The organism is Paenibacillus sp. FSL H8-0280 (assembly GCF_045040665.1).
GTDB classification, from domain to species: Bacteria; Bacillota; Bacilli; order Paenibacillales; family Paenibacillaceae; genus Paenibacillus; species Paenibacillus xylanexedens_A.
In genome coordinates this window covers 3852000-3870796 of the sequence record NZ_CP150296.1, presented here as the reverse complement: position 1 = coordinate 3870796, position 18797 = coordinate 3852000, and the positions used below count along the sequence as shown (strand labels likewise).

At 45.4% G+C, this 18797-nt stretch carries 14 protein-coding genes; 10 read left to right on the top strand and 4 right to left on the bottom strand.

Annotated elements, in window-relative coordinates; all coding sequences use genetic code 11:
* The first annotated feature begins 103 nt into the window (after nucleotides 1-103).
* Nucleotides 104-859: an SDR family NAD(P)-dependent oxidoreductase gene (locus MHI12_RS16860; protein ID WP_036673709.1), complete on the top strand. Its 756-nt coding sequence runs from the start codon at nucleotides 104-106 to the stop codon at nucleotides 857-859.
* A gap of 108 nt (nucleotides 860-967) precedes the next feature.
* Here MHI12_RS16860 and MHI12_RS16855 read toward each other — a convergent pair whose 3' ends face one another.
* The 4 genes from MHI12_RS16855 to MHI12_RS16840 all read right to left on the bottom strand — a co-directional run bounded on the left by MHI12_RS16855 (nucleotide 968) and on the right by MHI12_RS16840 (nucleotide 4419).
* Complete coding sequence (locus MHI12_RS16855) at nucleotides 968-2152, bottom strand: MFS transporter (protein WP_405169819.1); 1185 nt, start codon at nucleotides 2150-2152, stop codon at nucleotides 968-970.
* 229 nt (nucleotides 2153-2381) lie between these two features.
* Nucleotides 2382-2666, bottom strand: a complete 285-nt coding sequence (locus MHI12_RS16850) for a helix-turn-helix transcriptional regulator (protein WP_036613842.1) — start codon at nucleotides 2664-2666, stop codon at nucleotides 2382-2384.
* Between the two features lie 171 nt (nucleotides 2667-2837).
* Nucleotides 2838-3179, bottom strand: a complete 342-nt coding sequence (locus MHI12_RS16845) for a ribosomal protein L7/L12 (RefSeq protein WP_405169818.1) — start codon at nucleotides 3177-3179, stop codon at nucleotides 2838-2840.
* A gap of 40 nt (nucleotides 3180-3219) precedes the next feature.
* Nucleotides 3220-4419, bottom strand: coding sequence for a cytochrome P450 (locus MHI12_RS16840; RefSeq protein ID WP_405169817.1), 1200 nt, complete (start codon nucleotides 4417-4419; stop codon nucleotides 3220-3222).
* A 189-nt stretch (nucleotides 4420-4608) separates the two neighbouring features.
* On the opposite strand from MHI12_RS16840, the gene MHI12_RS16835 reads away from it, so the two are divergent.
* The 9 genes from MHI12_RS16835 to MHI12_RS16795 all read left to right on the top strand — a co-directional run bounded on the left by MHI12_RS16835 (nucleotide 4609) and on the right by MHI12_RS16795 (nucleotide 18636).
* A complete protein-coding gene (locus MHI12_RS16835; protein ID WP_405169816.1) occupies nucleotides 4609-5586 on the top strand; it encodes an aldo/keto reductase family oxidoreductase in 978 nt (325 codons plus the stop codon).
* Nucleotides 5587-6008: 422 nt separating this feature from the next.
* On the top strand, nucleotides 6009-7109 hold the full coding sequence (locus tag MHI12_RS16830) for an AAA family ATPase (RefSeq protein WP_405169815.1): 1101 nt from the start codon (nucleotides 6009-6011) through the stop codon (nucleotides 7107-7109).
* Nucleotides 7097-9565, top strand: a complete 2469-nt coding sequence (locus MHI12_RS16825; protein ID WP_405169814.1) for a DUF5682 family protein — start codon at nucleotides 7097-7099, stop codon at nucleotides 9563-9565. Before MHI12_RS16830 ends, MHI12_RS16825 begins: the two co-directional genes overlap by 13 nt.
* Nucleotides 9550-10770 (top strand): VWA domain-containing protein, encoded by a 1221-nt coding sequence (locus MHI12_RS16820; RefSeq protein WP_405169813.1) that lies wholly within the window; start codon nucleotides 9550-9552, stop codon nucleotides 10768-10770. Before MHI12_RS16825 ends, MHI12_RS16820 begins: the two co-directional genes overlap by 16 nt.
* Nucleotides 10771-10789: 19 nt before the next feature.
* The gene (locus MHI12_RS16815; protein WP_405169812.1) at nucleotides 10790-14350 is read left to right on the top strand and encodes a DUF4132 domain-containing protein; all 3561 of its coding nucleotides are present in this window, start codon (nucleotides 10790-10792) and stop codon (nucleotides 14348-14350) included.
* Nucleotide 14351: 1 nt separating this feature from the next.
* Nucleotides 14352-16184, top strand: a complete 1833-nt coding sequence (locus MHI12_RS16810; protein ID WP_405169811.1) for a hypothetical protein — start codon at nucleotides 14352-14354, stop codon at nucleotides 16182-16184.
* A complete protein-coding gene (locus MHI12_RS16805) occupies nucleotides 16171-16449 on the top strand; it encodes a hypothetical protein (protein ID WP_405169810.1) in 279 nt (92 codons plus the stop codon). The genes MHI12_RS16810 and MHI12_RS16805 overlap by 14 nt, the downstream gene beginning before the upstream one ends.
* Nucleotides 16450-16673: 224 nt before the next feature.
* On the top strand, nucleotides 16674-17216 hold the full coding sequence (locus MHI12_RS16800; RefSeq protein ID WP_165980198.1) for a sigma-70 family RNA polymerase sigma factor: 543 nt from the start codon (nucleotides 16674-16676) through the stop codon (nucleotides 17214-17216).
* 13 nt (nucleotides 17217-17229) lie between these two features.
* On the top strand, nucleotides 17230-18636 hold the full coding sequence (locus tag MHI12_RS16795; protein WP_405169809.1) for a hypothetical protein: 1407 nt from the start codon (nucleotides 17230-17232) through the stop codon (nucleotides 18634-18636).
* Nucleotides 18637-18797 lie beyond the last annotated feature (161 nt).

Sequence of the window (18797 nt, the reverse complement as noted above, 5' to 3'; positions counted from 1 at the left end):
ATGCCATTTTTGACCTACATATTGCATCAGGCATGTACGTACGTTTCATATCGTATTCATCGATCCAATCACAAGATGACACACACACATGGAGGAGATCAACATGAGTCACGCAGGAAAAGTAGCCATTATTACTGGAGCAGGAAGTGGATTGGGCCAAGCAGCAGCACTGAAGCTAGCTGAGAAGGGTGCATCCATTGTCGTTGTGGATCTTGTCGAAGAGACAGGTCTTGAAACGGTTAAGCAGATTGAGAAGCTGGGAAGTAAAGCCATTTTTGTACAAGCAGATGTAAGTAAAGCACCTGAAGTTGAGAATTATGTGAAAAAAACAGTCGAAGAGTTCGGACGAATCGACATGTTCTTTAATAATGCAGGTATTGCAGGTCCTGGGATCAAGCTGATTGAACATACGATTGAGCAGTTTGACCAGATTATTGATATTAACCTGAGAAGTGTATTCTACGGGTTGAAGTATGTAATTACTGAAATGCTTAAAACAGGTGGAGGTTCCATTCTGAACACGGCCTCCACAGCGGGTATTGTTGGTGTACCTGCAGTTGCACCATACGCAGCAACCAAACATGGCGTGGTGGGCTTGACGCGTACAGCTGCAATTGAATATGGCAAGGACAACATTCGTGTAAATGCGATTGCCCCAGGTACAATTGAGACACCTATGGTTGTTCAGTTCGGTAAAGACAACCCTGAAGTGTTCAAAGCAACCGTTGATAGCATTCCGTCCGGACGTCTGGGCAGACCGGAAGAGATCGCGAACTTGGTTTCCTTCCTGCTTGGAGATGAAGCGCCTTATATCAATGGTGCAGTATATCCGATCGATGGTGCAGTTACGGCCCAATAAGAGTTCAGCTTATCGGTAATAGAATAACCGTTAAAATGGTTAAAGAGAGGCCACTGTATGCATACAGTGGCTCTCTTTTTGGTTTGTCTTTTATACTACGAATTCATATCAGACAACGTTGTGCGATGTATCGGTGTGTGTACTTTTCGCAGATTCTGAACGATACGAGCTTATAACGATGATGAAGGCAACAGCAACCCCGACAGCGCCAATCCAGGTGATGGATGACAATGAAACGCTGCTGACCGCGATTCCGCCAATACCTGCTCCGGCAGCCATCGCCAGTTGCATCACCGAACTGTTGAGGCTTAGCATAATGCCTGAGGATTCCGGAGCCATGGTGACCAGATTATATTGCTGAGTTGGACCCGAAGACCATGCGGCAAAAGACCACAAAATCAGAACAAGGAAGACAGCGAGATGAGAGCTTGCCGTTATATTCAACAGGACCAGACTTACGATATGCAATGTCATGCCTGTGATCAGCGTTCGTTTGACACCCAATCGGTCAGCACTGAACCCTCCAACTTTTGAACCGATCAGACTTGCTATGCCAAATGCGAGTAAAGCTGAACTGAGTAGTGCTTCGCTCATTCCTGAAACGGATACAAGGTAAGGTGAAATGTACGTGTAGGCAATGGAATAACCACCTAACCAGAAAAATGTCACCAGCAGTGCCAAAACAATTCGTGGCTGTTTGAGCAAAGACAGTTGTTTCTTCAGCGGAACAGGCGCTTCTGCTTTGGAAGGCGGAATGGCGGCCGCGATTACCAGCATGGCGAGAACTCCAAGAACGGCGATACCGGCAAAAACAAGCTTCCAATCCCAAGATGCAGCTACAAGCCTTCCGAGCGGAACGCCAACGATCAAAGAAGCCGTAAATCCAGTGATTACTGTGGCGATTGCACTAGCTTGTTTGCCCTCCGCTGCTATTTGGGAAGCAACCGTTAATGCCGTGACAACAACAACGCCCGCACCCAAAGCCATCAACACTCGTGCTGCGACGAACAGTCCATAGCCTGGCAACAGGTAAGCAAGAACATTAGCCACAACGAATAGACCGAGGAAGTATAGCAACAGCTTGCGACGGTCCCAGCGCGAAGTCAGTGCAATCATGACAGGTGTACCTAGCGCATATACGAGTGAAAAAATCGTAATGAGCTGTCCGGCAGCGATTAAAGAGATATTCATGGTATCTGCAATTCGATCCAAAATGCCGGCAATGACATATTCGGACGTTCCTACAAGGAAACTGACCAAGGCAAGAACATAGATTTTGAGCGTAGAAGACATGGAAACATAACCTCTTTCTGATTATAATTATTATATTTTTAGAAATATAGAAATAAAGACGATAGAACAAGACATGAATGCGTTGAATGCAACCCATCTGCGCGAATGGTATGTTACAACCGAGATAATGAATATTGGTATAAGCGTAAACTTATGTGACCAAGTTCTGTATGAAATATTGTACAATGTTTCGATATTTCTAATTATATAGAAATATAACTCAAATTTTTTATTTATTTAGCAGATAGGGAACAAACTTTTGTGCGGTCTCCGTGTTCAGGCTGTAGTAAATATACGTACCTTTCTTCTGCGATGTAAGTAGGCCGCAATCAGACAACTGCTTCAGGTGATGAGACAGAGTCGATAGGGCAACGGTAACAAGGCGGCTCTCCAGATCGGCAGGACACAGATTGCTTTCGCCCGATAAAATCTGAATGATTTTGTACCGTGTTTGTTCGCCCAGCGCTTTATGAATTTTGACGACTTGTTCAATCTCATTCGAGTTTGATTGCATAATGATCTGTCCTTTCGTCTTTATTTCTTATTTCTAGTAATATAGAAATAACAGTAGCATATGTCGTTTGAAAAGTAAACTCTCGGACAAAGATTCCATACTTTTTACTGCGTCTGTGTTAACAGCCGAAAGTCTGGAGTAACTTCTTCCGAGAGTTATGTGAGTTGTATATTACCGATCCAGAGAATCAACATAGTCTTTGGCTTCCTTCAACGAAAGACCTCTGGCTTCACGCAGTTGTTTGATCGCCATAATTTTTTTCCCTTGTTGTATAAGTGTAAGCAGTTCCTGATCCAGATCCGTTTGGGCTGGTTGGCTTGTATGCGAAGGGGATGCTTCCTTAGGAGACAAGGTGTAATTGAAGTCGGAGCGTGTGCCTGAGATTGAAACGTTCTCCAGACGCTCCACATCTCTTTTCAATTCATTTAATTGACGTTGCAGGCTGGTGACTCTGACCAGTAACACAAAGATCAGAAGCAGCAGAACAATCCATACCAAGGTGTTCATTTCCATGATGTAATGTGCCTCACTTTCATTTATTCATATTTAGCTATCATTTAAGTTGAACCGGGATTTCCTTGACACCACGAACAATCATGCCAGGTCTCCATTCCAGTTCATTCACATCTGCCTGAAGCTGTATATTTGGAAAACGATTCAGAAGTGTGCTGACTGCAATCTCACCTTCCAGACGAGCAAGCGGCGCTCCGAGGCAGAGATGAATGCCTTTGCCAAAAGCCAGATGCGAACTTTTTTCGCGGGTAATGTCGAAGATATCAGCATCCTTAAACTGCTGTTCGTCCCGGTTGGCGGAATCAAGCGCAACAATGACAAGATCACCTTGAGCGATACGTTGTCCACGGAATTCAATATTTTCCAGAGCCCAGCGAGATGTGCTGAACTCCAAAGGCCCGTTATAGCGAAGCATCTCTTCAATGGCATTGTGAATAAGCTCGGGCTGCTTGATGAGCAGTTCGCGTTGCTCTGGATGCTCCAGCAGGGCGAGAATCCCATTGCCGATGAGATTAACAGTTGTTTCATGACCGGCAATGATTAATAAGGAGACAACGCCAAGCAGTTCTTGTTCAGTTAACTGCTGCCCGGATTCTTCTGCAATGACAAGCTGGCTGATCAGATCTGTGCCCGGGTCTTGGCGTACTTTCGCGAACCAGGCCGTAAGGTAATCTATAAACTCTCTGGAATGCTGCTCAAACAGCTCAGCACTCTCGGCTGTGGAAGCATCGATTACCGTATTGGACCATATGCGGAATTGGTCACGATCCTGGGCAGGGACTCCCAGAATTTCACTAATGACAATGATGGGCAGTGGGAAGGCAAAGTCATCGATCAGATTCATTTTTTCCTGTGACGGGAGGTTGTCCAGCAGTTCATCAGCAATGTCCTGAATATGGCTCCGCATGTCTGCGACCAGTTTGGGTGTGAACGCTTTCTGCACAAGTCCGCGAAGACGTTTATGATCGGGCGGATCGGAGAACAACATATTATTGGAGAAGATGCTTTGATTGTCAGCGCCGTAACGTCGAACCATGTCTTTGCTGAAGCGAGGATCTTTCAGAATCTGGACTGCATCCTCATATCGGGTAATCATCCAGCCGAATTCTCCTTGAGGAAACATAACTCGGAAAACGGGCTCTTCTTTTCTTAACTTTTCATATACCGGGTAAGGGTTGTGTGTGAATTCTTTCGTGAAAAACGCTGGCTTTGAGGACTCGTTGGATTCATTCGGATTCAAATGCAAAATCTCCTCTCATATTCCTGCATAATACCTGCACCCTCTATATATTCAATACACAAGCTTTTGAAACCTTGTTTTTTCTTCATATGGATGATAGAGCAGGAAAATAGAGGAAGACGGAAGAAGACATGGTAGAGAGAATCGGTTATTATGCTTGGTAAAAATGAAAATGAGGTGAACGCTGACATGTCTTACGCACAACTTCCTTTGCATCACCACCAGATTCCGGCAAGTCGAATGGTTCTTGGCTGTATGCGGTTTGGGGGTGAATGGGATGGGCTCCCCATTACTTCAGATCTTGTCGTAGAAGGTCATCGAGCGGTAGAAGCAGCTATCGAAATAGGCATTAATCACTTTGATCTGGCGGATATTTACACACGTGGTAAGGCAGAGCATGTCTTGGGGCGAGTTTTATCCGAAACTCCCGGCTTGCGTGAACAGATCATTATACAGTCGAAATGTGGTATACGTCTTGTGGGTGATGATGAAGGACCGCAGCGTTATGACACCTCAGGTGCACATATCCTGGCGAGTGTGGACGGTATCCTGGAACGGCTCGGTATCGATTATCTGGATATTTTGCTGTTACATCGTCCTGATCCACTTGCCCATCCGCAAGAGATTGGAGAAGCACTGGCTGAGCTGCATCATTCCGGTAAAGTGCGCCATTTTGGTGTGTCTAACATGGGTTCTGAACAGATTCGTCTTCTTCAGTTTCATAGTAAAGTACCTCTGATTGTGAACCAGCTGGAGATGAGTCTGGACAAAATCGGATTCGTAGAAGCCGGTGTGACAGTTAATCGGCCCCAAGCCAGAGACAACGTGTTCCCCTATGGCACGATGGAATATTGTCAGGCAGAGCATATTCAACTGCAGGCTTGGGGTCCACTTGCTCAAGGGCGATTTACTGGCAGGATAGTTGAGGGACAGCGCGCGGAGATTGAGCATACGGCTCAATTGGTTGATCGAATGGCCAAGGAGCGTGGAGTGACACCAGAGTCTATTGTGCTGGCTTGGTTAATGAAGCATCCAGCAGGTATTCAGCCCGTGATTGGTTCAATTCGACCAGAACGTATTCTGGCCTGCCGTGATGCAACGAATATTGAGCTCACCCGATATGATTGGTACGAGCTGTATTCGGCTTCGTGTGGGCGTAGAATGTAAGTAGAGACTTCTGAAAGATTGGTTAGTTTCGATCAAAATTCATAGATATTGGGTGAAATTTGAACATATAAGAAGACACAGGCTGCTGATGGCCGGTGTCTTCTTTGTAATAATGGGCTTAATTTTGGTTGAAACACACGATCGAAAGTGTAATGATTCCTAAGGTCATATGGCCTATAATGCTTTTAAATGGGTAATAAGCATGCTGATTCTGATCCGAAACCAGTGTGTTGGCACGGCTGTAAGAATATTTCACCTTCATATTTGCGCTAGAGGCTATGTCCATGGACTTAGGAAGAGTGCTGATAAGAAGGACGTTTCAACCATTTTTATCGTTTTACCGGGTAGTTGCTGGAGTGCTGTGATAAAATGATAGGAATAAGAACATACGATCTGTTTACGTGAGAGGAGACACCTTGACGATGGAGATGCTTAAACCACCCGCCGAGACATTATACGAGGTTGAATTACGCGCGCTGCGAGAGGAAGATCAGGGGAAACGTCCCCCGAACTGGCTGTTATCTCCCGCCTATGTGCGCGATTTTATTATTGGCAGGGATAAGCCTGCGTTATTAAATGGAGAAGAGATCTCGATTACCCGCAAATTCTATGGCAATGACGTGTTAATTGAACGTGCAGTGGTTACTCTGGCAGGCAATCGAGGATTAATGCTCGTGGGAGAACCCGGCACAGCCAAAACTATGCTGAGCGAACTGTTGACCGCAGCGATCTCCGGTACCAGTCTAAACACGATTCAAGGTACAGCAGGCACAACAGAAGATATGATCAAGTATTCCTGGAATTACGCCATGTTGCTTGATAAAGGCCCTTCGGAAGCTGCGCTTGTACCATCACCGTTATATAACGGCATGAAGAAAGGCATTCTTACCCGTTTTGAAGAGATTACACGTTGTCCGGCTGAAGCGCAGGATAGTCTGATCAGTATTCTCAGTGACAAGGTCATGAGCATTCCTGAACTGGACGGTGGTGTACTGTTTGCCCAGCCAGGATTTAACGTCATTGCTACAGCCAATATTCGGGATAAAGGTGTAAACGAAATGAGCGGTGCATTGAAACGTCGGTTTAATTTTGAAACGATCAAGCCCATTCATAACGTAAAGATGGAAGCCAAAATTATTGAATCCCAGGCACGAAGCCTGTTATTACATAGTGGAATTGATATTGACATTAACCCGGATGTGGTTGAATTGCTGGCTACAACATTCATGGAACTGCGCACTGGCATGACACGGGAAGGCTACAAGCTGGACACCCCTCAGGCATCCATGAGTACGGCGGAAGCGGTGTCTGTCTATGTCCAGAGTGCGATGACTTCCTATTATTACGAAGATAAAGCTATTGCACTGGATCGGTTGGTACAGAACATGCTAGGGACCATTGCAAAGGAAAACGACAAGGATCTGTCCATTCTCAAAACCTACTTCTCCAAGGTCGTAAAAGAGCGTTCCAGGGAAGAGGGAATGTGGAAGGACTATTATGAGGAGAGAAAATGGATCGGTTAACAGCGGTACTGGACCCTGATGTTGATCAGTTACAATCCTTGTTCGAGTCCCAAGTATATAACCTGAGTAATCATACGGTCTATTATCCTATTAGACACCACAGCCCTGCATGTTCGTATCACTTGTTACGATTAATCGGGGAGTACAAGCCGGATATCATTCTAATCGAAGGACCGGAGAGCGGTAATCCATTAATTTCGGTGCTGAGTGATGAGGCAACGATACCTCCTGTCAGTCTGTATTATACCTATGAGAGTGAATTGGAAAGAGAAGCCTGCTATTATCCGATGCTTCGTTATTCGCCTGAATATGTAGCTTTGAAAGAAGCAAAACGGCTGGATATTCCGGCGAAGTTTATTGACCTGGACTATCAACACTTCTCCACTCGTGCATCCAAATCCGGCCAGACAGAACAAAAGGAGATCTCCATTCAGGACGAAACCTTGCTTGCGGGGTCTGATTTCATTAACCGATTATGCCAAAAAACAAACTGCCGCAGTTTTGATGAATTGTGGGAAAAGGTGTTTGAAATTGGCGGTCTGGAAAAATCCACTCAGGCATTCGTGCAGGATGTATTCACGTATTGTACCTTATCCCGAATGTGTTATTCCACGGAACGATTACAGTCTTCAGGTGATCTGGCAAGAGAAGCACATATGAGACAACGTATTAATCAAGCGGTGCAGGAGCATGATCGTGTGCTTGTCATTACAGGTGGATTTCATACGTATGGACTGTTGATGTCAGAGAAACATGAATCCGAATTGGAACATCCAGAAATGGATAAACGGCATACAGACCAACGTTTGGATGGACAAGGTAAACCAGGAACGTCTCAACAAAGTGCGGTTAATCCAGATACGGTTCACCAACAAATGTACCCGATGGTCTATACTTTTGCTGAAGCGGATCGGCTCAATGGATATGCGAGCGGCATGCCTTATGTAAATTATTACGATCAGATCTGGAACCAGCTGCTTCGCAAAAAGAGTACACCGTATAATCTAACGGCTCTGGACTTGTTATCTCGGCTGATGCGCCAATTACGGGATGGACACGAGCATGTATCAACGAGTGATGCAATTGAGGCATACAGTATGATTCAAGGTCTTGCCGGGCTTCGTGGTAAAAGGGAAGGCGGCGTCTATGAGTTGATGGATGCAGCACTCTCTTCCTTTGTGAAGGGTGAGCTTACCTTGGCGACTGATAAACCGCTGCAAGAGCTGCAACAGTTATTGACAGGAGACGTCATTGGAAGCGTGGCTCCCAATTCATTCAGTATTCCCATCGTGGAGGACTTCAAGGCTCGTTGTACAGAGTACAAACTGCAGATTCGTACAACAGGTCAACACAAGAAAGTGTTGGATCTGTATGCGAAACCGGAGCATCGTCAGATAAGCCAATTGATTCAATGCATCACCTATCTGGTTCCGGAATTCGCGAAACGGCAATCGGGGCCGGACTGGATCGCAGAGCGTGATATGAATCTTGTTCGCGAAACCTGGGTTTATATGTACTCATCTCGCATTGAAGCCAGATTGATAGAGAACTCTCTCTATGGTGGAACACTTGCCGGGGCCGCTACACGCAAAATGGAAGAACAGATGCAGGAAGTACCGGATCATCATAGCGGTGAACTTGCCCGACTCATGCTTCAAGCGCTGCTCATGGGACTTCAGGACACTGCGATGAAACTCTATGAACAGGTCCGCTCAGCGCTGAGAACGGACGGGAATTTTCTATCCTTATGTAACAGTCTGCATGTCTTGAACCGAATTCATCAACACCGCAGGTTGCTGGGATTATCTGACGAGCATCATCTCCCTGACCTGGTCTCCGAAGCTTATAGGAACGCCGTGGACAAGTTGTTACAGCTCTCCAGAGCCAATCCGGATGAACATGAAGACATTATTCAGGGGTTGAAGCTGCTAGCTATGCTCGCAGAGTCATCAGAGGGGTATTTTCAGGATGAGACATTCCGAATTCACCTGAATGAGCTTCTGTCTGATCACCAGCTTCCGGCTCAGCTGGAGGGTGTGTGTGTAGCTATTTCCTCAGGGCTAGGTGACAGGCCCAGGGATGAGATTGTTGATCGTGCTCGCGGGTATATCCATGGTACACCGGATCAGACCCGTCAAACGGCACTTTTTTTACAGGGAGTATTCACTGTAGCACGTGACGCTTTTTTATATGAAGATCAGCTGTTGTCCGAGTTGAATTATCTGATTGAACAGCTGTCATACGACGACTTCATCAGTATGGTACCGGAATTGCGGCTGGCATTCACCTACTTTACACCAATGGAGACGGGCTTGATTGCCGAGCGGGTGGCGAGTCTGCATCAGGTTGAACCAGAGGAGATGTTGAGGCCTGCGGTGGATGAGCAGATGCTGATTCAGTCCAAAGCATGGGACGAAGCGCTTCGAAAGGAGTTTGCCGCATGGAAGCTAATATGAATGAAGCGAATCGGACAACGGAAGGAACCGGAGAAATCGAAAGTTCCAATCCGGATGGAAACAACCAAGGGGATAAACATTCTGCTGAAACCTTAAATCGATGGCGTCTGATTCTCGGTGAATCGGCGGAAGAAGGGTTGTGTAATACAGACCAATACACTTCGGGTGAATTTCAATATACGGAAATCGATGAGATTCTGGGTTATCTGTATAACCGTGAATACGGTGAAGAACAAGGTTACCGAAAAGAGGGAGGACGCGGTGCGTCTAATCTGACTGTACCAAAATGGCTGCACAAGGTCAGGGATCTATTCCCCAAAACAACGGTAGAAATATTGGAAAAACAGGCGCTTGATCGTTATGGGCTGACAGAATTGTTAACGGACAAAAAGCTGCTTGAATCGCTTGAACCAAACATGAATCTGCTCAAGAACATTATGCAGTTCAAAGGACGGATGAAAGGTGAGGTGTTAAAGAGCGCCAAGGAGATCGTGCGAACCGTGGTTGAAGAGCTGCGCAGCAAGCTGGAATCTCAGACCCGAGCGAGTATCATGGGCAAGCGTAGTCGCTATACCTCGAGTTCAGTACGATCCTTGCGAAATCTGAATTTCAAGCGAACTATCACCAAGAATTTGAAGAATTACGATAAAAACAAGCGCAGGTTTGTGATTGATCGTCTGTATTTCGACGGGAGTATCCAGCCCCATAACAAGTGGAACATCATCATTGGTGTGGACGAAAGTGGCAGTATGCTGGATTCAGTCATCTACAGTTCGGTGATGGCCAGCATCTTCTACCGTTTGAATGCGTTGCGCACCCAATTATTCATATTTGATACGCAGGTTGTTGATCTGAGCGACAGATTGGAAGACCCGGTAGACGTGCTCATGAATGTACAGCTCGGCGGGGGGACACATATTACCAAAGCGTTGCGTTATGGCGAGACGTTAATCGATAATCCAGGCAAAACCATCTTTATTCTGGTCAGTGATCTGGAGGAAGGGTACCCGATCGCGCAAATGTACAAAGCCTGTAAAGATATCATCGATGCAGGATGCAAATTGCTGGTTCTCACCGCACTCGATTTTAACGGGGATTCAGTCTATAACAAACATGCCGCACAGACGTTAACCAATATGGGGGCACATGTAGCAGCAATTACGCCTAACGAACTCGCGGATTGGATTGGCGAGATCATCACTTAAATTCAAGGAGGAATGTGTAATGCTTACCGCAGACCGCGCAGTTGAAACTTTGGTGGAGAAATTCGCAGTAACCTGTTCAAACGAGTATTCATTAAAAACAGATCGAAGCTCCGAAATTATCGATTATGTATTGGGAACGACAGACAAGTTTCCGGATATGATGGGAAATTCGAGTCATTATGTGTATCAAACGATTGATCTGCTCATGAAGCTTGCCAAAAAAGACGATGGAGATATCTTTTACCGGGCCGGGGCTATTGTGATATATCTGGAATCCAATTATTCCAAGAGAAATTCATGGAGAACGGATGCCTTTACTGTCTGTATGGGAAATGACTCCGAAGCCTACGGATTAAGCGGGAAGAGCAAAAGCGCTGATCGCATGGATGGATTGTTGTCCCGGTTGGAGAAGATCAAACAGTTTGCAGGCGAGAACGAAATTTTGACTGAATTAAAGAGCAAATTAAAGCGTGCCCAGTGGCTTTTTGATTCCAAAAAGGCTGACACCCAGGGGGATTATCGAGATGTAATCAATGCGTTAATGCTGCTACAACTATATTCAAGACTCAGTGACACGGCTTCTCATCTCGCAGAGGTTCAATCTTCTGCTCAATCGTTACCCGTGTTGTTTCAACATGTGATGGCTAATGATCCAGATAAGTTGCGGGACGAGCTACATACGTTGATTGAACCTGTAGTGGTAAGTAATATTCAAGGAAAGCATAACGGATCATCCCAAGAATTGAAGGATGAATTCCTCAAAGAAAAGCGCAGTCGGCTCATAGCTGAGCTGTATCCCAATACGTCTTTCTCTTCAAAAGAGCAATGTTCAAACACCGTATTCCATCAAACTATGGTACTTGTGAGTGGTGCCTTGTTGTACCTGATTAACATTAGTGGAGGAAAACAACGGTTCCTTGATACAAATAGTGAGATTGGGCATGTTTTGCTTCACACAATACATCAGTTACATGAGATTTATCCACTTGAAGTTCGCCGTTACTTGCTGAGTATGGACCCTAGAGCCAAGAGTCCAAATGATCTGCTTGCTGGACTTGTGCCTCTGGATGAGCCTTATCAGTTGGTTGAAATGTTGCGGGACGAGCTTAATTCGTACACGGTATCTTGGAACATGTTACAATCCGCGATCGCGAATCGTCCTGAACAAGCGATTCGAGCATACGAGATTATCAAACCGCCATTCCTCAAACTCTGCATTCAGAAATTCATGGAGGATCAAGGATTGACATTGCCTAATGCGGAGGGGTCACTGGAGCAAGCTGTATTCAACGCTCTTCGGCATCCTTTGGACGGGGGACGTCAAGGACTTGCGATTGCAAGATACTTAAGTGGGGAAAACACCCTGGAGGAATATTGGGCGGACCCGAATAGTCGCGGGTTGTTTAATCAACTGAATCGGGATAAGAAGCGTGTTCACAACCTCATTAGTATTAGTTTTCTGCCCTTGGACTCGGAGGCGATGCGCAGGTTCGCAATCCTGACCACTCATCCCGATTGGACACTGGATATTATCTCGGACATGTACAATTCATACGCGTTTAGTGGAGAGCAGCTGCTTCAACGTTACGGGCAAGACCCTGAGGTGCAACGTGAGAAATTGCTAACCAGCCTGATCTCACTCAATGGCATGACCGACTACAGATACAAATCGATGCCGCATGACGAATACCGCCGAATCATTCAGCAGAATCTGGACTATGCACTGACACAGTACAAGAAACTGCCAACAGATACACGCATTTTAATTCTGGAGATTACCTTTGAACAGCGTGATGAGTTATCGAAGAAAATATTGGCCGAAGCGATTCGTGCCGGATTGCAGGATTCTTCCAAAAAGGCCAACGGCGTGGCGTTAGCGGAATTCAACCGAATTCCTGATCAGGACTTGTATACGCTCGTCTACCTCTCGGAGAAAAAAGTGGCGATCAAAGAAATGGCTCTGACCGCAATCCGCAGTCTGGAAAACAGCAAGGAACTGTACGGTGAGCTTTTGAAGAAAGAGAAGTCCGACGATTGGAAGAGCTTGATCCAAATTCTGCTGGATACCGCAGATCTAAGTCCAGAGTATGCCCATGCTGCACTCGCTGATCAGGCGGATGCCAAAAAGTTGTCGAGACTGAGCTGGTTGTCCTTGAAAGATCTCCCTTCACTGATACGTATTGAAGACAATCAGCCTTTAGATGACCGGATTAAACAGTATGCTTTGGTCCAATCATTGGATCATACATCCGGTCCTAATGAACGGTTGAATGAATTACGGGATTACGTAAGTGAGGCATCGCTCGCTCGTTTTGCAAGTGAATTGATTCAGGTCTGGATTCAAGAAGGTGCCCCTGCGAAAGAAAAGTGGGTGATGTATGTTTCAGCACTCTTTGGCGATATTCAGATTGTGAATATTCTGGCTCCGCAAATTAAGGAATGGACAGAAAATAGCCGCGGCGCGATTGCAGCAGATGCTGTAAAAGTGCTCGCTTATCTGAAGGATCCATCCGCTCTTATGGCGATCGATAAAATCAAACGTGGTGTGAAGAACCGTCAGGTGAAAGGTGCAGCAGAAGAAGCGTTGCAGCTTGCAGCGGATAATATGGGACTTACCCCGGAACAACTGGAGGATCGGTTAGTCACTACGCTTGGTTTTGATGAAAAAGGAACCATGCAGCTGAGTTACGGAGAACGTTCCTTCCTGATTAAGGTAAATGGAGACTTACAAATCGTTGTACTCAATGAAGAAACGGGCAAATCCGTGAAGAGTCTGCCTGCTCCTGCACATAAAGATGACCCTGAATTGGCAGCGCAGTCCAAGGCACGATTCACACAGCTGAAAAAAGATCTCAAATCCATGGTTAATATTCAGGCGCAGCGTCTGGAAGAGTCATTGTCCAAGCAACGTCTGTGGTCTGCCGATGAGTGGAAAGCATTGTTTGTACAAAATGTAATTATGCAGAAATTTGCTGTTGGTCTGATCTGGGGAACGTATGAGGATGGCGCTCTGATCAGCACCTTCCGTTATATGGAGGACGGCACCTTCAATTCTGTGGATGAAGATGAGGTTGATCTGCCTTCGGGTGCGCAGGTGGGACTTATACACCCGCTGGAACTGGATCAGGCGACGCTTGAAGGTTGGACAACGCAGTTGGAGGATTACGAGATCAAGCAGCCATTCGAGCAATTGAATCGTGAGATTCACCAGCCAGAAGATGAGGATAAAACGAAGAATGAATACGATCATCTGCCCGAGTCTGACTTTTCACCAACGGCTTTCCCCAAAGCACTGGAGAAATACGGTTGGATCAAAGGACCGGCACAGGACGGCGGCTGGTATCATGAATTTTATAAAGAGTACGGAGATCTTGTTGCGGAATTGCAATTCAGCGGTACGAGCATCACGTATTACGAGGGATTGGATGACATTACCCTGGAATCCCTTCATTTCTTCAAACCGAATAACAAGCAATATTATTACTATGGTGACAACAAACCCATTGCTCTAGGCAACGTTCCAGGTCGCGTGTTCAGTGAAACGATCTACGATATTCTAAGAGCAACGGGGCGTTTATGACGTGAGTGGATTCAAGGAAAAATTCCGGATTTTTTCGAAGCTGTGTACGGAGGATTATTTGATTCGGTATGCCAACAAGGGGTTGTACAAAAGGTCTTTGAAAGAGTTGGACAATGGTGTAAGTGTAACGTACACATGGAATGCATCATCTGTGAGTTGTCAGCTCAGTGACGGGACACAATGTACGCTTGAAAATACGCTGGATCATTGGGAATGCTCCTGCCCGGCCGATCATATCTGCAAGCATGTGCTGATTGCAATTCTGTATGATCAACGGGAATATACGGCAGAGGATTCAATGAATGCAGACGAGAAGCATGCGCTGGATAAGGACTCAGGGATACCGGATAATGATCCGTTGGACGTACCAAAAAACGTATCCGTAACAGACGGAGTTTCAAACTTAGTATCCAACGTGGACGCTCCAAGCGAAATTCCGCATACGGTATCACGTGGGATCGAGTCTCGCTTCCGCTGGATGACAGAGTCTGACCTAAACGTGTTAATTAAATCGTATAGTTCTTCCATGATTGAGGAAGTTGTTTTCCGACTGAGATACCCAGAGGAAATTAAGATCATTGAAGATTCACTTCTTACGGTTCATCTGACCACCCAGAATATCGAGGTGTCTTTTACTGAGGAACCGAACCTTGCAAAAGCACTCTGTAAGGTGCAGCAGACAGCTGGGAAAATGGCCAAGCTTGAAGCTTTGCTACGGTATCGGAACCTAAAAGGCCTGGATGATACGGATGCATTAAGTGGACGGGTATACGAAGCCAAGTTCTCTCTTCAGACAGTACAGGAATGTATGGTTATGCTGGCAGGATTGTTGAAGACGGGACTGGCCCGCCTTCCTCAGTCCTATATGGCACAACTGGAGACCTTGGCAATCGCTGCTCATAGTGGCAACCTGCCTGACATAGAACGCAGTTTACGAGGGATTCAAGGGGAACTACAGTTGTTTTTCAACAGACATATACGTTTCTCCATGCAATCCATGTTGGATCGGGTAAGCAAGCTGTATCTTGCACTCCAGGTTCTTGAAGAAGAAAAGGTATCTGTCATTCAGCAGAGTCAGCTCATTGGCAGTTTTCGAAGTAAATACTTTACAGTTCCTTCACTTCACCTGTATGGACTGGGAGCTGATGCGTGGGAGACACGATCCGGTTTCCGTGGAATCACCTATTATTTCTATTGTTTCGATGATGAGGAAATCTACACCTATAGCGATGTACGTGCTGTATATTACGATGATCAGCAGTTCTCATATACAGAGCATTATGGTGCATTCACACCATGGCTGCCTAATCTGACCTTTCGCCAGTTCGTCGGTGAAGAAGTTCAATTCCATTCAGTTAAAGTGAATGAAGAACGCCGGATCTCTTCCGGGGAAGGTGCCAAGCTTGCGATTTTGCCACGAACGGGTGTGGAAACGTTGAACCTGGGCAAAACCATGCAAGACGTAACGTCTGTACTTGAAGAGGAATCGCGAACATTTGACTTATTTGCTGCTCCCAAAGAACGATTGGCTGTGATCAAAGTTGCTCGAATCGTGGACCATAACTTTGTCAAACAAACGCAGGATCTTGTCCTGACGGTTGAGAGTGCCAAAGGAGAACGTTTGGCACTTACTCTCCCGTATTCAACTGATTGGCAAACGATGATCCAAAGACTGGAGTCAGGATATGGTTCCCAATCACTTGAACACTTCTATGCCTTTGTGCGTGTGGAACCAAAACGGATTAGCCCGATCAGTTTCCTGAAGGGTCAAACGGTGCTCAGTCTAAAACTGGATATCGGTAATGGGAGGATGGGCAGACTTGGAAGAATATAATCAGTTTATGCAGAGAATTAACGGCTGGTCAGAAGAGTTGCTCCTGCGCGGGTTATCTCAGTTTACGATCCGGGATATTGAGGTGCTTGAGCAGCTCGCAGCGGAATCCTCGCGGTTGCAGATGAGTTTCCTCGGTGAGTTGTTGAATCACCTCATCAAGGAAGGGCGTAGCGTGGCTCTTGGACAAGGTAATGAAGAATTGCTGTTATTTCAGTATTGTCGTCTCACCCAATATGTACAGCTCAGTGTGCAAGAAGAGGCGTGATATTGGTTAGTAATCGAAGCGAAGGCACATGAAGCGATATGATGTAATAAATAAGATGTATTATAGAATATAAGAAGATTTGCAGAAGACCACAGGGTCACTGCAAATCTTTTTTTTATCGAGGAGTAAGTAAAAGTCATTTGCCAAACGAATATAGGTAGGAAGCACGGATCAACACGAGCACTCGTGATCATATGAGCATGGAAGGGAGGGTGCATGTAATCGTGGAAGAAGAACAAATACGGAAGGCAGTAGCGAATCGTGATCCTGAGGCCATGGAATGGGTGATGAACCACTACGCAGGTTTGTTATGGAAGATTGCTCATTCCATCCTACATCATGCATCGGTAGAAGAGATTGAAGAATGTGTAGCAGATACATTTTTTGCTTTTTGGCAGAATCCGGATGCATTCCAATCTGGGCGAAGCAGCTTGAAAAATTACCTTGCAACGATCACAAAACATAAAGCGATTGATCGCTACCGGAAACTTAATCGAAGAACTGAGCTTACATATGAAGAGGAGATTCATTCGGTGCAAACGGATGATTTGTTGGTTCAGATGATCAGTAAAGAGACGTATACGGAACTTAATCAAATGATTGAATCTTTTCCAGAACCGGAACGGGAGATTATGAAACGTCGGTTTTATGAAGGACAGAGACCCCATGAGATATCGGAAGCATTGTCCCTACACGTTAGGCAAGTCCATAACAAGCTTTATCGCTCCAGGCAACGATTGAGGACATGGTGGATGAACAGGAAATAAAGGAGGCGATCAAATGCGAAAATCCGAAAAAAAATTCACTGAGCAGAACCTCTTTAATATTAAAAAGTTGTTCTATGATAAATTGGCGCTGAATGAACCACCAACCGTTACGAGATCAGATACATCATTTTATCCACCTGTATTATATCCATCCGCACAGACAAAGAAGTCCATGAATAGGAGAAGAAAGTATCGCAAAGCCATCTATATTCCTGTAACCGCTGCGTTATCGTTATGTCTTGTTACAGGGGCAGCTGCATCGGTGGGCATCATTGATCTGTCTTCTATTCTTCATTTTCTAGGTGCAGATCGGATTGGCATTCTTCAGCCTGTTCACCAGGTGAGTGAAGATCAAGGGATTCGAATGGAGGTTATAGGTGCTGTCAGGGACGGAGATACAACGGAAATCTATGTTTCATTATCGGATCTGACGGGTCATCGCATTGACGATACACTGGACGTATATGATTACAGGGTAACCGGAGGTAATGCAAACAACGCTCAGATTGTTCATTATGATGATGCTAACAAAACGGCTATTGTCCGATTCCTCATTCAAGGAAAAGTCAGTAAAAATCGGATTACCGTTCAGATCAATACGCTGATGTCGGGTGCATCTCGACAAGATGGTTACAACGTACAAGTGGACTGGAAGCAGGTGTTACAAGAAAAGCAAAACAATAGTTATGAAATCCTGGATCAAGATCGTATAAGTGGCTTGGGAGGTAAAACCGATATTCAATTGGAAACCGATCCAATTCCGGTATTGCATCAGGATGTAACGAATATCCCTGTTGAGGGTATTGATTGGATGCATATTTCCAATATAGGTTTTGTGGAGGGCAAGTTACACATTCAGATTAATCCGAATAATGAGATAGGCGAGTATAATCATGGATATTTCTACTTCACGGATGAGCAAGGTCAAAAACTCGATATACCTGAATATTCCGTTAGCTATGGACATTATATGAAAGATGGGGTCGGGTATGGAGGAGATTATGAGGAGTTTGTGTATGATCTGTCCGCTGTTAACGAATTAGATAAACTGAGACTTCAAGGCAGCTTTACGAGTATTAGTGAAGTTATACAAGGGAATTGGAAAACGACCTTTAACTTGAGTCAAAATACTTTGAGTAAAACGGGAAACATTCAGCTTGATGCAAGAGGAGGCTTACAGGCAAATGTAACTCTTTCCTCGGTTGGCGTCACGCTTAGAGGTGAGGCACTGAGCAAGATTCGGGTGGAGGACTTGAGTATTGAAGTTCACCTGAAGGATGGTACAAAGTTGTCTGGCGCATCCGGTTTCCTCCAGGTGGATCAGGATATCATTAAGTGGATATCCCCTAAGACCATTCCGGTGAATGATGTGAGCTACCTGCTAATTAATGGGGAGAGAGTAACTTTACAAGATGAATAATTAAAAAGTGAATTAAAAATCGGTGGATAAGTGCGATCGGAAGTTTGTTCTGTCATCAGAGTGGTAAGTGTGAGTATTCTTTAGTTCAACTTATATAAAATGAATTACATGTCATATCCCGATTTATGACGCATACCATTAGGCGAATGCGGTCATAAGGG

Bases quoted from the DNA above. Each gene is read 5' to 3' on its own strand.
- MHI12_RS16855 (WP_405169819.1), bottom strand. From the start codon at position 2,152: ATGTCTTCTACGCTCAAAATCTATGTTCTTGCCTTGGTCAGTTTCCTT.
- MHI12_RS16860 (WP_036673709.1), top strand. From the start codon at position 104: ATGAGTCACGCAGGAAAAGTAGCCATTATTACTGGAGCAGGAAGTGGA.
- MHI12_RS16815 (WP_405169812.1), top strand. From the start codon at position 10,790: ATGCTTACCGCAGACCGCGCAGTTGAAACTTTGGTGGAGAAATTCGCA.
- MHI12_RS16820 (WP_405169813.1), top strand. From the start codon at position 9,550: ATGGAAGCTAATATGAATGAAGCGAATCGGACAACGGAAGGAACCGGA.
- MHI12_RS16845 (WP_405169818.1), bottom strand. From the start codon at position 3,179: ATGGAAATGAACACCTTGGTATGGATTGTTCTGCTGCTTCTGATCTTT.
- MHI12_RS16825 (WP_405169814.1), top strand. From the start codon at position 7,097: ATGGATCGGTTAACAGCGGTACTGGACCCTGATGTTGATCAGTTACAA.
- MHI12_RS16835 (WP_405169816.1), top strand. From the start codon at position 4,609: ATGTCTTACGCACAACTTCCTTTGCATCACCACCAGATTCCGGCAAGT.
- MHI12_RS16850 (WP_036613842.1), bottom strand. From the start codon at position 2,666: ATGCAATCAAACTCGAATGAGATTGAACAAGTCGTCAAAATTCATAAA.
- MHI12_RS16795 (WP_405169809.1), top strand. From the start codon at position 17,230: ATGCGAAAATCCGAAAAAAAATTCACTGAGCAGAACCTCTTTAATATT.
- MHI12_RS16830 (WP_405169815.1), top strand. From the start codon at position 6,009: ATGGAGATGCTTAAACCACCCGCCGAGACATTATACGAGGTTGAATTA.